This is a genomic window from Caballeronia sp. 11_S32 (assembly GCF_056930355.1).
Genome location: NZ_JBXOWH010000001.1, coordinates 496900 through 512386, shown reverse-complemented (window position 1 = coordinate 512386; position 15487 = coordinate 496900). Strand labels below are relative to the sequence as shown.

Sequence of the window (15487 nt, the reverse complement as noted above, 5' to 3'; positions counted from 1 at the left end):
CCGCGACGTCAAGCTTTGCGCGCATCGAGCCAATCGACGATATTGCGCACCGTATCGCCATAAAACGTGCGATACAGTTCCTCCGACACATAGCCGATATGCGGCGTCGCGAGCACGTTCGGTAATGAGCGCAGTACATCGTTCGCGGCGAGCGGCTCTTCGTCGTAGACGTCGAGCGCCGCGCCCGCGAGCGTGTTCGACTTCAACGCATCGACGAGCGCCGCGTTATCGACAATCGGCCCGCGCGACGTGTTCACGAGACGGCTCGTCGGCTTCATCTGCGCGAGCTCTTGCGCGCCGACGAGATGACGCGTGCGCTCGCTCAGGCGCACGTGAATCGAAAGCACATCGGAGGTCTTGAAGAGCGTGTCCTTGTCGACGAGTTGCACGCCCTTTTCTTCCGCGCGCTCGCGTGTCAGGTTCTGGCTCCACGCGATCACATTCATGCGAAACGCGCGGCCGATCACGCCGACCGCCGAGCCCACGCGCCCCAGGCCGAGCAGGCCGAGCGTCTTGCCCGCCAGTTCGGCGCCGAGCGCCGTCTGCCAGCCGCCTTCCCTGAGCGAGCGGTTTTCGGCGGGAATGTTGCGCATCATCGAGAGAATCAGCGCCCACGTGAATTCGATCGTCGGCGTCGACGCGTAGCCGGTATGACGCACTTCGACGCCGCGTTCGGCAGCGGCATCGAGATCGATCGACGCATTGGCCGCGCCCGTCGACGCGATCAGCTTCAGGTTCGGCAAGTTGCCGATGATGTCGCGCGAGAACGGCGTGCGCTCGCGCATCGCGCAGACGACATCGAAGGGGCGCAGGCGCTCGACGAGCGCGTCGCGCTCCGCGATGTGATCGTTGAACACGGTGATGTCGGCGCGGCTGGCGAGCGGCGACCAGTCGGCCATGGAAAGGGCGACGTTCTGGTAGTCGTCGAGAACGGCGACCTTGATCGGAGTGGACGTGGGCATGGCGGTTCCGTCTGGTGTGACGAATGGATTGAACGAGAGCCGCTAGTGTGACGCAAGGCCGGAAATCATGTCGGACGGGCACGCGGACGGTCCGCCGGAAATCCCGCAAAGCCTTGCGCCACAAGGGGAAAGCGGGGGCCGCCACCCATGACATAACGTGAAATAAGTTACCGCGGGACTTCGCGCGGCGCTTTCCCTATAGTCACTTCCGTCGCCACTCGAAACGCAACGTGGCCTAAAGAACCGAGAAGGACATCCCGTGAAAAACAGATCGACTTTCGCTTCAAACGTCCGCGTTGCTTCCGCCTCCGACGCGGCTTCCGGCAAGCGCCGCGTGCGCCACGCGCTCGTGATCGCCGCAGCCGCCGCGCTCACGCTCTGCAGCAGTTCGGCCTTCGCGGGCTGGGCGCGCGGCGGCACGGCCTACACCGGCCGCGGCGAATACCAGGGCGCGCACGTCGGCTCCTGCGGCGGCAGCAGCTGCTCGCACGCGGGCGGCGTCGAAAACCCGTGGGGCCGCGTCGCGACGAACTCCGGCACGGTGACACGCACCGCGCCGGGCCAGTTCTCCAACTCCGGCACCGCCTACGGTCCGAACGGACGCTCCGTGCAGCATTCGGGCGACACGAGCTGCGCCGGCGGCAGCTGCTCGCACACCGGCAGCGCGACCGGCCCGAACGGCAAGACCGCGACGGGCAGCGATACGGTGACGCGCACGGCGCCCGGCCAGTACACGTCATCGGGCTCGGTGACGGGGCCGAACGGCAACATGTCGACGCACTCGGCATCGACGAATTGCGCGGGCTACACCTGCAACCGCTCCGGCACGGTCAACACGGCGAACGGCGGCACGGTCACGCATTCGGGCAGCGCGACGAGCGTGGCGCCGGGCGTCGTCACGACCTCAGGCACCGCGACGGTCACGAACGGCTCGCACAGCACGACGGTCGTGGGCGGCGGCACGGTTTCATCGAGCACGACGGTGGTCGCGACCACGCCGGTCGCCACGGGCACGACGGTGGTGGCCGCGCCCGTGATCGTGCCGCCGCCGCCTTCGACGACCGTGGTGGTTGCGCCGCCGCCGGCTTCGTCGACGGTCGTGGTCACGCCGCCCCCGCCGCCGCCCGCGAACACCGTGGTCGTCGCGCCGCCGGCTCCCGTCAAGACCGTGTATGTCGCGCCGGCCCCGGCTCCCGTCAAGACGGTTTATGTCGCACCGACCCCGGCTCCGGTCAAGACGGTTTATGTCGCGCCGGCCCCGGCTCCGGTCAAGACGGTTTATGTCGCGCCGGCGCCGAAGACTGTTTATGTGATGCCGCACCGCGCGGTCCTGATCCCGGGCCACTGGGTCGGCCGGTTCTGGATTCCCGCGCACTGGGCATAAAGGAGGAACCACGACGAAACCTGAAAGGCCGGCCGCATGCGCGCCGGCCTTGTCGTTTTGCGTGCATACGGCGTTACACTGCAAAGCAATTGCCGCTTCCGACACCGACACGACATGCTCCATGTCTTTCGCGACACGCAAGCAGTCTGGACCGTCTCCTCATGACGAGGCACCGCATGAACCGACCGCATCTGCCTCGCGATCATGCCAAAGGCGTCCTGCATGACATCACGTGGACCGCCGGCCCCGTCGTGCTGGTCATTGCGATCGTCGCCGCGCTCGTCTACTGGCTCGTCGATCCCGCGCCGCCCAAGATCATCACGATGAGCGCAGGTCAGCCCGACAGCTCGTTCTACGTCGTCTCGCAGGAATACGCGAAAATCCTCGCGCGCAACGGCATCAAGCTGAAAGTGCTGCCTTCGGACGGCTCCGTGCAAAATCTCGAGCGTCTGCTCGATCCGAAGCAGCACGTCGATCTCGCGCTCGTGCAAGGCGGCGTCGCGACGAAGGAAGAGGCGTCTAAGCTGATGTCGCTCGGCAGCGTGTCATATGTGCCGCTCGTCGTGTTCTATCGCGGCAAGGGGCTCACGCTGCTGTCGCAACTGGAAGGTAAGCGCATCGCGATAGGCCGCGAAGGCAGCGGCACGCGCATGCTGTCGCTCAAGCTGCTGGAAGCGAACGGCATCTATCCGGGCGGCGACACTCAGCTTCTTTCGACGGACGGCCTGCAGGCCGCCACGCAACTCGTCAGCAACGAAGCCGACGCGGTCTTTCTCTCCGGCGACTCCGCGACGCGCGGGCTGATGCTGCGGCTCTTGCGCGTGCCCGGCATCTCGGTGATGGACTTCAAGGAAGCGCGCGCCTACACGCGCCTCTTTCCCTATCTCGACGATATCGAGCTGCCGCCCGGCGTGCTCGATATCGGCCGGCGCATTCCGCCGGAAACGGTGCATCTGATCAGCCCGACCGCGGAGCTGATCGCGCGGCCGAGCCTGCATCCCGCGCTATCGGATCTGCTCATCGAGGCGGCGCAGGAAGTGCATGGCGCGGCCGGTCTGCTGCAGCATGCCGGTCAGTTTCCGAGCGCGGTCGCGCACGAGTTTCCGATCAGCGAAGATGCGAGCCGCTATTACCGCTCGGGCAAGAGCTTCCTGTATCGCATGCTGCCGTTCTGGCTCGCGAATATCGCGGATCGCGCGCTCGTGCTGTTGCTGCCCGTCGCGGTGCTGGTCTTTCCGGCGCTGCGGCTCGTGCCCGCGCTCTATCGATGGCGCGTGCGTTCGCGCATCTATCGCTATTACGGCGCGCTGATCGCGGTGGAGCGCAACGCGATGCGCGTCGCCAGTGAAGAAGAGCGGCGCGCGCTGCTCGTCGAGCTGGATTACATCGAGGAATCGCTCGATACACTCAAGCTGCCGCTCGCCCATGCCGATGCGCTCTATGTGCTGCGCGAGCACGTGAGCTTCGTGCGCTCGCGTTTGAGCGAAGCGGCGCGACGGGAAAAGAGCACGGTCCAGACGCGCATGACATAACGGAGGGCGCGCGATGAAATGTCGTACATGGTTCGCCGTTGCGTTGATGTCCTTGATGACCGCCTGCGCCAGCCTTCCGCCTCAAACCGGACGCATGGAAACTCACGCCCTCACCGACACCGCGAACACGCGCCTCGGCATGACCTTCGCGGCGAGCGAAGCCGCGCATCCCGGCGACAACGCGTTTCACTTGCTATCGAACGGCATGGACGCCCTGATCGCGCGCGTGATCCTGAGCGAAACCGCGGAGCGCACGCTCGATCTCCAGTACTACATCTGGCACGACGATCTCACGGGCCGCGAGATGGCCGCATCGATCATGCGCGCGGCGGACCGCGGCGTGCGCGTGCGGCTTCTGCTCGACGATCTCGGCACCAATGCCGACGATCAGTTCCTGCTCGCGCTCGCATCGCATCCCAACGTGCGGGTGCGGCTCTTCAATCCGGTCGCGAACCGCACGTTCAAGAGGCTCGGCTCGGCGGCCGAGTTCTTTCGCGTGAACCGGCGCATGCACAACAAGGCGCTCATCGCCGACAATCAGGCCGCGATTCTCGGCGGGCGCAATATCGGCGACGAGTACTTCGGCGCATCGAGCACGGTCGCATTCGGCGATCTCGACGTGCTCGTGCATGGTCCCGTCGTGCGCGAGGTATCGAGTGCATTCGATCTCTACTGGAATTCGGAAGCCGCGTATCCGATCGATAACCTGATGCGACGTCATGCCGATCCCGATGCGCTCGCGGGCTATCGCGAGAAGCTCGATGCATATCTGTTGTCGGAGAAACATTCGCCATATGTCGCGCAGGTACGCGAGCGTCTCGCCCAGGTAATTCAGCAGCACGACACCGCGTTCTCGTGGGGCAAGGCGACGCTCCTCTATGACGATCCCGCGAAGATCACGCGCGCGCCCGGCGACACCGAAGGCCATCTGATGTCGCAATTCAAGGCGCTGAGTCTCGTTTCCGATCAGGAAATGCTGATCGTGTCGCCCTACTTCGTGCCGCGCAAGGAAGGCGTGCGATGGCTGCGCTCGATGACATCGCGCGGCGTGCGCGTCACCGTGCTCACGAATTCGCTCGCGGCCACCGATGTCGCCGCGGTGCATGCGGGCTATCAGCGCTATCGCAAGGACATGCTCGAAGCGGGCGTGCGGTTATATGAACTGAAGCCCGTCGCATCGGCCGATAACGACAAGAGCGCCAAGAAGTCGACATTCGGATCGTCGAAAGCTTCACTGCATGCGAAAACGTATGTGTTCGATCGAAAGCGCATCTTCATCGGCTCGATGAATCTCGATCCGCGTTCCGTGCAGTTGAATACTGAGATCGGCGTGTATTGCGAGAGCGCGGCCGCCGCCGAGCAAGTGGCGGACGGCATCGGGACGAATATCGATCGCATCGCGTGGCGCGTCGAGTTGCGCGATGACGGCAACGGCAACACGCGCATGGTATGGATCGATACCGATGCGAACGGCAACACGACCGTGCTCGATAGCGAGCCGGACGTGTCGGCGTTCAAGCGCGCGGGCATCTGGATGCTGGGGATATTGCCGATCGAATCGCAGTTGTGAGCCGCGCGCGCTTTGCGCTTATCCGCGCATCATTTGAAACCCGCGACCGCATGCGGCACATAGGGCGCTTCCAGTTGCGCGATCTCTTCCGCCGTGAGATGCAACTCCAACGCCGCCACCGCATCACTCAAATGATTGGGCTTCGATGCACCGACGATCGGCGCGGTGACCGGCGCTTTCTGCGCGACCCATGCCAACGCGACTTGCGCGCGCGGCACGCCCCGCGCTTGCGCCACGGCAGCGACGGCTTCGACCACCGCGCGGTCGGCTTCATCGGTGCGATAGAGCGTGCTGCCGAATGCATCCGATTCCTGCCGCGCGCTCGTTGCATCCCATTCGCGCGTTAGACGGCCGCGCGCAAGCGGACTCCACGGCAACATGCCGATGCCCTGATCCTTGCACAGCGGCATCATCTCGCGCTCTTCCTCGCGATACAGCAGATTCAGGTGATTCTGCATGGTCCTGAACTCGGTCCAACCGTTCGCGCGCGATGTATAAAGCGCCTTGCTGAACTGCCACGCATACATCGACGACGCGCCGATATACCGCGCCTTGCCCGCCTTCACGACATCGTGCAGCGCCTCGAGCGTTTCCTCGATCGGCGTCGTGTAATCCCATCGATGGATCTGATAAAGGTCGACGTAATCGGTGCCGAGGCGCTTCAGGCTGTTGTCGATCTCGTTGAAGATCGCCTTGCGTGACAGCCCCGCGCCATTCGGGCCGGGACGCATGCGATTGAACACCTTCGTCGCGATCACGATGTCGTCGCGTTTCGTGAAATCGCGCAGCGCACGTCCGACGATTTCCTCCGACGTGCCATCCGAGTAAGTATTGGCCGTGTCGAAGAAATTGATGCCCGCTTCGAGCGCCTGCCTGATGAGCGGACGGCTCTTTTCTTCATCGAGCGTCCAAGGATGCGTGCCGCGCTCCGGCACACCATAAGTCATGCAGCCGAGACAAAGGCGCGACACGTCGAGGCCGGTCGAACCCAGTTTCACATATTCCATCGTGCGGATCTCCTTGCAAAACGAAAGGCACACGCGATTGCTTGCGCATGGCGACGAAACCCTAGACATTAACGCAGTCTCGCATAGCGCGCTTCCTTCGCTCGGGCACGCTATCTGCAACGCAGACTTCTTTCGCCCTCACCCTTCGCAGGAGATGCCGATCATGACGTCCTCGACCCAACCCATCTGGTTCATCACCGGCTGTTCGACGGGCTTCGGCCGCGAGCTTGCGGCGAAAACGCTGAGCCTCGGTTATCCCACGGTCGTCACGGCGCGCAATCCCGCCGCGCTCGACGATCTTGCGAAGCAATACGGCGATCTCGCGCTCGTGCTGCAGCTCGACGTGACGAAGCCCGATCACGTGCAGGCCGCCGTTCGCGCGGCGATCGTGAAGTTCGGGCGCATCGACGTACTCGTGAACAATGCGGGGATCGGCTATTTCGGCTCGTTCGAAGAAAGTGACATGGACGAAGTGCGCAAGATGGTCGATATCAACTTCTGGGGCCTCGTCGACATGACGCGCGCCGTGCTGCCCGAAATGCGCAAGCAGGAGCGCGGGACCATCGTGAACATATCGTCGATCGGCGGGATCATCGCGTTTCCAGGCGTGAGCTTCTATCATGCGACGAAGTTCGCTGTCGAAGCGGTGTCGGAATCGATGTCGCATGAACTCGCGCCGCTCGGCATCAAGGTGCTGATCGTCGAGCCCGGGCCGTTTCGCACCGACTGGGCGGGCCGCTCGGCAAACGAAGCGCCGCGCACGATCGCGGATTACGCGAGCACCGCGCAGGCGCGCACCGACACGATTCGCGGCTACAGCGGCAAGCAGCCGGGCGATCCGGTGCGCGCGGCCGAAGCGATCATCAAGACCGTGGAAAGCGAAAATCCGCCGCTGCGCCTGCTGCTCGGCAAGGCGGCGCTCGCCAATGCGCGCGTGAAGATCGATGCGTTGCGCAAGGACTTCGATGGCTGGGAAGACGTATCGGCGGGTGCCGATTTTCCGGAAGGCCAGTAGGCCATGCCAGCCGCGCGGCGTCGGTGACTCATTGCGCCGCGCGCTTCACTTCCTCGATGCTGGCTTCGGCGAGCCAGTGGCAATAACCGGCCAGCTTCGTGCGATCGATGCTGTCGCGCGCGATATGCGCATAGCCGCCCTCGCGATAGATCCGCTTGGACCAGTAGGCGTCCGTCTGCCACGCATGAACGTGCAGCACGTCGCTCGCCAGTTCACGATCCGCCGCGGGAAATGCATCGAGCAAGCCAAGAGAACAACGCTGGGGATATGTCACGCGAAGCGCGAGTTCGCCCGCGTACATGGTGACGACCTGCTTGCACCAGCCCGGCCACACGCCGTCATGGTTCTGAAACTCCTCGCGCCAGAGCCGTTCGCATGCCCGCATCTGCGCGAGAAGAAACTGCTCCACCATCTCGGCCGGACCAAGCACCGATGCACCGACGTTATGCAGCCCCGAATGTGGAAAGCCCCAGCGCGCGCTCACTTCCGATAACTTCTCGCGCACGTCGTCCTGATACGCGTAGCCGCCGAAACCCGCGCACAATCCCGACGGACGGAAATCGCGCAGAGCGGGCGTAACGAAAGTATCGCAATCCGTCTTGAGGATGAATTCGAATTGCTTGCATGCATCGAGCACGGGTTGTTCGATCAGGTTCCCGATGGAATTGATGAACTTGTAGCCGTTCCATTCGGGGTGGCGCTGCTCGTAGGGCACGCTCGGAATGACCGTGATGCGTTCATCCTTCGGCAAAGCCTGAATGATTCTTGGATTGCAAACGGCGATAATGCCGCTACGCGAAATGACGCCCGAATAGTAGAGGCTTTTATAAAGCCAGTCGAACTCTTCGAGCATGCTCGGGCTATCGTCGACGTACACCAGGATACCTAGATCCATCATTCCCTCTTCCCGCTTGAATTGGACTTCGAACATTCATTCTAGTCCGGAGTTCATCAAGCAGGACTCGCCTATCTCATAACGCCAGCACATTCACCGCCACATCCACATGATGCGCGCCTCCGCCGAGAATCATTCCGCGCAAAAGCGAGACGTCGCCGTAATCGCGTCCTGTCGCGAGCGTGACGTGATCGAGGTCGGCGAGCACATCATTGGTCGGATCAAGATCGATCCATCCACTGTGCGGGCAATGCACCGAAACCCACGCATGCGATGCATCCGCGCCGATCAGACGCGCATGTCCCGGCGGCGGATCGTTGCGCAAATAGCCGCTCACATAGCGCGCAGGCAGCCCGAGCGTGCGCAGACAACCGATCATCACTTGCGCGAAGTCCTGGCACACGCCATGACGCAATTCGAATGCGCGCGATGCTGGCGTATCGAACGCGGTCGCTGACGGCCGATATTCGAAATCCGCGTGAATGCGATGCATCAGATCGATGGCGCCCGCAACGAGCGGCGTGCCGGCGTCGAAACTGGCCTGCGCATAATTCCGCAATTCGTGATCGAGCGAGATATTGTGCGACGCATAGCAAAACTCGCTTTCCGGATAGAAAGGCCCGCCCGCGTGATAGCGCAGCCGTTGCGCGACTTCTTCCCACGGCGGCGTTGCGTCCGCATCCAGCGCATTCCAGCGCGGGGTAAGGCGCACCGTGGTTTCGCTCGTCATGGAAAGACGCTCATGCGGTGCATCGAGCGAAAAGTACAGCACGTCGTTGCCGAATGCATCGACACGGCTATGCACATACGACGGCACCGGCTCGATGCGCTCCGTATGCGAGATCACCTGCTGCCACGGGCAATGCAGCGGGCGAATGGTCGCGAGATGCTGTGCGATCTCCACCGGCGTCGAATAGCGATATGTCGTGCGATGCGTGACCGCGAGCACGGTGTCGTTCAGCCCGAGACTCATGCCGACACCTGCGCCGCAAGCGGATTCGCATGGCTGAAGTAGCGCGCGCTCACTTCATTCGATGCCGCGGTGACCGACGCAACGAGCCTGTCGCACAACGCGATCAACGCTTCATGGCGGCCGTCGTCGCGCGTTTCGCAGAGGGCGGCGAGGTCCGGCAACGCATCGGCATGAACGAGGAGATCCGCGAAGCGCGTCGCCTGTGCGCGGCGCGCGCCGCCCGCCGCCGCCGCGATTTCGTCGAGCTTCGTACGTAGACGCGCGTACACGCCATACAGTCCGCGCGGATTGGTTTGATCGACGACGATCAGATCGAGCAGCGCCGGCACTTCGAGCCTTCCCGGATAAAGTGAACGATACGTGAGCGTGCTGTCGAAGAGTTGCAAGAGCAGATCGAAGCCCGCGGGCGATGCGAGCGTGCGGCACTCCGCGACGACGCGCAGGATGGTGCTCATGGTCGAAACGCGTTCGATGTGCCGTCCGATGAACAGCAGCCGCCATGCTTCGTCGCGCGTCATGCGATCGCCCTGCGCGCCGCTGATCGCGCACAGTTGCGTCGCGAGATGTTCGAGCGCGCTCGCAAGCAGCAGGCGATCATATCCACGGCCGATGCGCGCCGTGTCTTCCACGCCCGTCTCGGCGAGCGCATCGCGGAAGTCGTTGCGTGATGCGAGGATCGTGCGCCAGTGGTCCGTCGAAAGACGGTCGCGTATCTCGCCGCATGCGCGCGCCTGATCCGCGAGATTGCCGCCGATGCTCGTCGCGTTGCTCGATTCCGGCAGCCCCGCGACGAGCACGCGCTCGAATGCTTGCGGCGTGCTGCGTGCGAGCGTATCGATCGACGGAATCAGTCCGCATTGCGTTGCGAGTTCGGCGAGTGTCGGGAAGAGTTCTTCGGCGTCGCTGCCGTCCAGCATGCCGAGCAGCAGACGGCACAGCCGCACGTTGTTTTCCGCGCGCTCGCCGTAACGCCCTGCCCAGAAGAGGTTTTCCGCCGCGCGGCTCGATACGGTGCGATGCTTGCGCAAGTCGCCGGGTTTCATCGGCGTGGGACCCTGCGAACCGGCAGCGCCGGGATGACTCGACATCACCCATGTATCGACACTGCTGCCGCCGAACTGCATCGACACCGTGGCGCGCTTGTCGGCGGCGAGCCGCGTGAAGCCGCCGGGCATCACACTCCAGCTTCCGTCGATGTTGGCGATCGCATAAGCGCGCAGCACGCACGGACGCGAGCCGAGCGCGCCATCGTGAAAGCGCGGCGCGGTCGAAAACGGCAGGTTCTCCTGCACCGTGAACACATCCGGCGCGCGTTCGATGCGCTCGCGCCATGCTTCGAGTTCCTGCACGCCCGCGTCGATGCCCGGTGCGTGATCCGGTTGCGTGCCCGGCCATGTCGGCGCAATGAGCGCGCTATCGAGATGCTCGAAGACTTCGTGGCGCGCGGCTTCCTCGCCGCACCACCATGTCGGCACGGTGGGCAATTCGAGTGCTTCATCGAGCAATGCTTTCGCGATGCCCGGCAAGAATGCGTTGAGCGCGGGCGATTCGGTGAAGCCCGCGCCCGGCACGTTCGACACCATCACATTGCCCGCGCGCATCACCTGAAGAAGCCCCGGCACGCCGATGGTCGAATCCGCGCGTAACTCGACGGGATCGCAGAATGCATCATCGAGACGCCGCAACACCGCATGCACGCGCGACAGGCCGGCCAATGTCTTGAGATAAAGCTTGTCGTGGCGCACCGTGAGGTCCTTGCCTTCGACAAGCGTCACGCCGAGATAGCGCGCGAGAAACACATGCTCGAACCAGGTCTCGCTGAAAGGGCCTGGGCTCAGCAGCGCGATATGCGGCGCATCGTTCGAGGCATCGCCGCGGCCGTTTTCGTCATCGCGCATCGTCGCGCGCGCGGCTTGCGCGACGGTGGCGATGAGTTGCGAATACGTGGTTGCGAGACGGCTCACACGCATGGCGCGAAAGGGATCCGAGAACAGACTCGCGACGATCAGCCGGTTCTCCAGCGCGTAGCCAAGGCCAGAGGGCACTTCCGTGCGATGCGCAATGACCGTCCACGCACCGGATGGCGCGCGCGCGAGATCCACCGCGACGATTTGCAGGAAGCGCCCGAGCGGCGGCACGAAGCCCTTCACCGCACGCAGATAGCCGGGATGTCCGAACACGAGCGCGGCCGGCAGGAGCCCGCGATGCAGCAGCGTCTGCGCACCGTAGACATCGGCGACGATGGCTTCCATCAGTCTCGCGCGCTGCGCGACGCCACGCTCGATCACCGCCCATTCTTCCTCGTCGATGATGAGCGGCAGGAGATCGAGCGACCACGCGCGCGGCTTGCCATTGTCGGCATACACGTTGTACGTGATGTCGTTGTCGCGAATCTGCTGCGCGACGGCGGCGACGGCATCGTCGAGACGTGCGATGCCCTGCTCGCCGAGCAGTTCGAAGAATTGCCGCCATGGCTCGCGCAACTGGCCGGAAGCATCACGCAGTTCGTCCCAATGCCCTTCGCGCGCGGGCAGCGTGCGCAGCAGCGCGAGCGCATCGATGCGTGCCGCGGCGATGTCGAACGGCAAGGTCGATTGATAGGCCAAAGTCGTCTCGGTTCTTTATTCGAATGATGATTGCACTTCAACCATAGCGCAGGTCGAGCGTGAACGGAAATTCGAAGCTGCGTTCGCGCGCTTCGACTTGCGCGGCGCCCGGCGTGTGGCCTGTCGCGAAGAATCGCGCGCGCCTGCGGCTTTCAGCTTCATAGGCGTTGACCGGGAAGGTCTGATAGTTGCGCCCGCCCGGATGCGCGACGTGATACTGGCAACCGCCGATCGCGCGTCCCGTCCACGTATCGACGATATCGAAAGTGAGCGGCGCATGCACGCCGATGGTCGGATGGAGCGACGCCGCCTGCGCCCACGCGCGAAAACGCACGCCCGCGACGTATTCGCTGACGCGTCCCGTCGGCTGCAAGGGCAGCGCCTCGCCGTTCACGGTCACGACATGACGATTGCCGTTCAGGCCGAGCACACGCACTTCGAGGCGTTCGACCGACGAATCCACATAACGCACCGTGCGGCCTATCGCGCCTTCTTCGCCCATCACATGCCACGGTTCCAGCGCGTTGCGGATCGTCAGCGCGATGCCGTTCGTATCGTATGCGCCCACGATCGGAAAGCGGAACTCGAAGTGCGGCGCGAACCAGCCTCGTTCGAATGCGAAACCCGCATCGCGCAATTCGGCGAGGACGTCGTCGAAATCCATCTGCACGAAAGTGCCGAGCATGAAGCGGTCGTGCAGCTCGGTGCCCCAGCGCGTGAGGCGCGCGGTATAGGGCGTCTCCCAGAAACGCGCGACGAGCGCACGCAACAGCAGCTGTTGCACGAGACTCATGCGCGCATGCGGCGGCATTTCGAAGCCCCGCAGTTCCAGCAGGCCGAGGCGCCCCGTCGCGCCATCGGGCGAATACAGCTTGTCGATGCAGAACTCCGCGCGATGCGTGTTGCCCGTCACGTCGATGAGGATGTTGCGCAGAATCCGGTCGATGAGCCACGGCGGCACGGTCGCATTGCCGCGCCCGCCGAGCAGGTCGAGTTGACGCTGCAATTCGGCGAACGCGATTTCGAGTTCATACACCTGATCGTTGCGCGCTTCGTCGACGCGCGGCGCCTGGCTCGTCGGTCCGATGAAAAGCCCTGAAAACAGCATCGACAACGACGGATGGTTATGCCAGTACGCGATCAGACTCGCGAGCAGATCGGGGCGGCGCAGGAACGGGCTGTCGGCGGGCGTCGCGCCGCCGAGCACGAAGTGATTGCCGCCGCCCGTGCCGGTATGCCGGCCGTCGAGCATGAACTTCTCCGGGCTCAGATATGACTCGTGGGCCGCGTTGTAGAGAAACTCGGTGTGCTCGACGAGATCGTTCCAGTTCGCCGCCGGATGAATGTTCACCTCGATCACGCCGGGGTCCGGCGTCACCTGCAGCATCTTGAGGCGCGCGTCGCGCGGCGGCGGATAACCTTCGATGATGACCGGAATCTCGAGATCGGCGGCGGTCGCCTCGATGGCGGCGAGCAGATCGAGATAGTCATCGACCTCGGTGAGCGGCGGCATGAACACGTGCATGAGCTTGTTGCCGCTGCCGAGCTTGTCCAGCGCATCGGCTTCCGCTTTCGGACCGGCCGCGCGCGCAGGGTCGCGCGCTTCCACGCACAACGCCGTGCGCGCGATCCAGCCGGCCGACTCGCCGCGCTCGGGCATGCGCTCCCGCGCTTCCCCCGCCCTCATGGCGTGGCGCGTGCCGCCCGCATCGGCATTTTGCATGCGTGATTCATTATTCAGATCGGCATATTGCATGCGTAATTCCGTTGCGGTCCGCAGCGGCGCCGACGGGCCGAACGGATCGTGCGCGTGCTGCCACGGGTAGTCGCCCTCCGACACCCACGGCAGCGAGTCGAGCGGCAGGCGATAGCCCATCGGCGAATCGCCCGGAATCAGGTACATGCGCTCGTCGCGGAAGAACCACGGCCCGCTCGTCCAGCGCTCCGGCTGCATTGCCGGGCCGCCTTCGCGCGAGATCGGCAGCACGTAGCCGGTGACGGACGGCAGGCCGGCGTCGAACACGCGGCGCAGGCGCACGCGCTCCAGTTCGTCGTCGAGACGCGAGTCGAAAGGATCGACGTTCACCGGCAGGCGCCGCTCGCGCCAGAGGTAGTACCAGGTGTCCTCGTATGCCGGTTGAATGTATTTTGAATCCAAAGACAGCTTGCCCGCGAGATGGCGAATGAAACGCGCGGCGTCGTCCGACGTGTACGACGCGGGCTGGCGCTCGTCCGCGAAGAGCGCCGGATTGTGCCAGCACGGCTCCCCATCCGCGCGCCAGAACAGCGACAGCGCCCAGCGCGGCAACTGCTCGCCCGGATACCACTTGCCCTGCCCGATATGCAGAAAGCCGCGCGCTCCGTACTGCGCGCGCAGCTTGTCCATCAGCGAGACGGCGTAGGCGCGCTTCGTCGGGCCGAGCGCATCGGTGTTCCATTCTGGCGCGTCGCGGTCCCGCACCGACACATAGGTCGGCTCGCCGCCCATCGTGAGGCGCACGTCGGATGCATTCAGCCGCGCATCCACCTGCGCGCCCATGCGCAGCATCGCGCTCCAGTCCTCCTCGCTGTATGGCTTCGTCACGCGCGGCGTTTCGAGCACGCGCTCGATCGACATCGTGTGCACGAACTCGACTTCGCATGGGTCCACCGCGCCGGAAACCGGCGCCGCGCTGTCCGGCTCCGGCGTGCACGCGACGGGAATATGCCCCTCGCCCGCGAGCAGGCCCGACGTTGGGTCGAAACCGATCCAGCCCGCGCCCGGCAGAAACACTTCGCACCACGCGTGCAGATCGGTGAAATCCACTTCGGCGCCGCTCGGACCATCGAGCGATTTCGTATCCGGCGCAAGTTGCAGCAGATAGCCCGACACGAAGCGCGCCGCGAGACCGAGATGACGCAGCGTCTCGACGAGCAGCCAGCCCGAATCGCGGCACGAGCCCGCCGCGCTTTCCAGCGTTTCTTCCGGCGTCTGCACGCCCGGCTCCATGCGGATCAGATAGCGGATTTCATGCGCGAGCCGCTGATTGAGCTCCACGAGAAAATCCACCGTGCCGCGCGGCGAAAGATCGATGCTTTCGACGAACGCCGCAAAGCGCGGGGTCGGCTCGCGCTTGACCATGTAGGGCGCAAGATCGTGCAGCAACTCGGGCGCATAGGTGAACGGGAAGTCATCGGCCGACGGTTCGAGAAAGAAATCGAACGGGTTATAGACGGCCATTTCGGCGACGAGATCGACCGTCACCTTGAATTCGCGCGTTTTCTCGGGGAAGACGAGGCGCGCCTGATAGTTCGCGAACGCGTCCTGCTGCCAGTTGATGAAATGATCCTCCGGCTCGACGCGCATCGAATAGGACAAGATTGGCGTGCGGCAATGCGGCGCCGGGCGCAAACGCACGACTTGCGGAGACAGACCGACGAACCGGTCGTAACGATAATGCGTGACATGGTTCAACGCGACACGTATGGACACACCTGACTCCTTTGTTCAAATGACGCCGTGCGCGCGACACGCGCTGCAACGCGTTTTCTGTTTGTCATGGA

At 64.1% G+C, this 15487-nt stretch carries 10 protein-coding genes; 4 read left to right on the top strand and 6 right to left on the bottom strand.

Annotated elements, in window-relative coordinates; translation table 11 throughout:
* Positions 1-8: 8 nt before the first annotated feature.
* Entirely contained in the window at positions 9-962 is a 954-nt protein-coding gene (locus tag AC1Z32_RS02360) for a D-2-hydroxyacid dehydrogenase family protein (RefSeq protein WP_483477100.1), read from the bottom strand.
* 259 nt (positions 963-1221) lie between these two features.
* Between AC1Z32_RS02360 and AC1Z32_RS02355 the strand changes: the two genes are divergently transcribed.
* The 3 genes from AC1Z32_RS02355 to AC1Z32_RS02345 all read left to right on the top strand — a co-directional run bounded on the left by AC1Z32_RS02355 (position 1222) and on the right by AC1Z32_RS02345 (position 5448).
* Positions 1222-2346, top strand: a complete 1125-nt coding sequence (locus tag AC1Z32_RS02355) for a hypothetical protein (RefSeq protein ID WP_483477099.1) — start codon at positions 1222-1224, stop codon at positions 2344-2346.
* 176 nt (positions 2347-2522) lie between these two features.
* Entirely contained in the window at positions 2523-3878 is a 1356-nt protein-coding gene (locus AC1Z32_RS02350) for a TAXI family TRAP transporter solute-binding subunit (protein ID WP_483477098.1), read from the top strand.
* A gap of 13 nt (positions 3879-3891) precedes the next feature.
* A complete protein-coding gene (locus AC1Z32_RS02345; RefSeq protein ID WP_483477097.1) occupies positions 3892-5448 on the top strand; it encodes a phospholipase D family protein in 1557 nt (518 codons plus the stop codon).
* A gap of 29 nt (positions 5449-5477) precedes the next feature.
* Here AC1Z32_RS02345 and AC1Z32_RS02340 read toward each other — a convergent pair whose 3' ends face one another.
* The gene (locus AC1Z32_RS02340) at positions 5478-6455 is read right to left on the bottom strand and encodes an aldo/keto reductase (protein ID WP_483477096.1); all 978 of its coding nucleotides are present in this window, start codon (positions 6453-6455) and stop codon (positions 5478-5480) included.
* Positions 6456-6618: 163 nt separating this feature from the next.
* On the opposite strand from AC1Z32_RS02340, the gene AC1Z32_RS02335 reads away from it, so the two are divergent.
* A complete protein-coding gene (locus AC1Z32_RS02335; protein WP_483477095.1) occupies positions 6619-7470 on the top strand; it encodes an oxidoreductase in 852 nt (283 codons plus the stop codon).
* 28 nt (positions 7471-7498) lie between these two features.
* Here AC1Z32_RS02335 and AC1Z32_RS02330 read toward each other — a convergent pair whose 3' ends face one another.
* The 4 genes from AC1Z32_RS02330 to AC1Z32_RS02315 are packed head-to-tail and all read right to left on the bottom strand — an operon-like array spanning position 7499 to position 15416.
* The gene (locus AC1Z32_RS02330) at positions 7499-8401 is read right to left on the bottom strand and encodes a DUF7164 domain-containing protein (RefSeq protein ID WP_483477094.1); all 903 of its coding nucleotides are present in this window, start codon (positions 8399-8401) and stop codon (positions 7499-7501) included.
* 40 nt (positions 8402-8441) lie between these two features.
* Positions 8442-9338: a transglutaminase family protein gene (locus AC1Z32_RS02325; protein ID WP_483477093.1), complete on the bottom strand. Its 897-nt coding sequence runs from the start codon at positions 9336-9338 to the stop codon at positions 8442-8444.
* Complete coding sequence (locus AC1Z32_RS02320) at positions 9335-11944, bottom strand: circularly permuted type 2 ATP-grasp protein (protein WP_483477092.1); 2610 nt, start codon at positions 11942-11944, stop codon at positions 9335-9337. The genes AC1Z32_RS02325 and AC1Z32_RS02320 overlap by 4 nt, the downstream gene beginning before the upstream one ends.
* A gap of 37 nt (positions 11945-11981) precedes the next feature.
* Positions 11982-15416, bottom strand: coding sequence for a transglutaminase family protein (locus tag AC1Z32_RS02315; protein ID WP_483477091.1), 3435 nt, complete (start codon positions 15414-15416; stop codon positions 11982-11984).
* Positions 15417-15487: the final 71 nt, after the last annotated feature.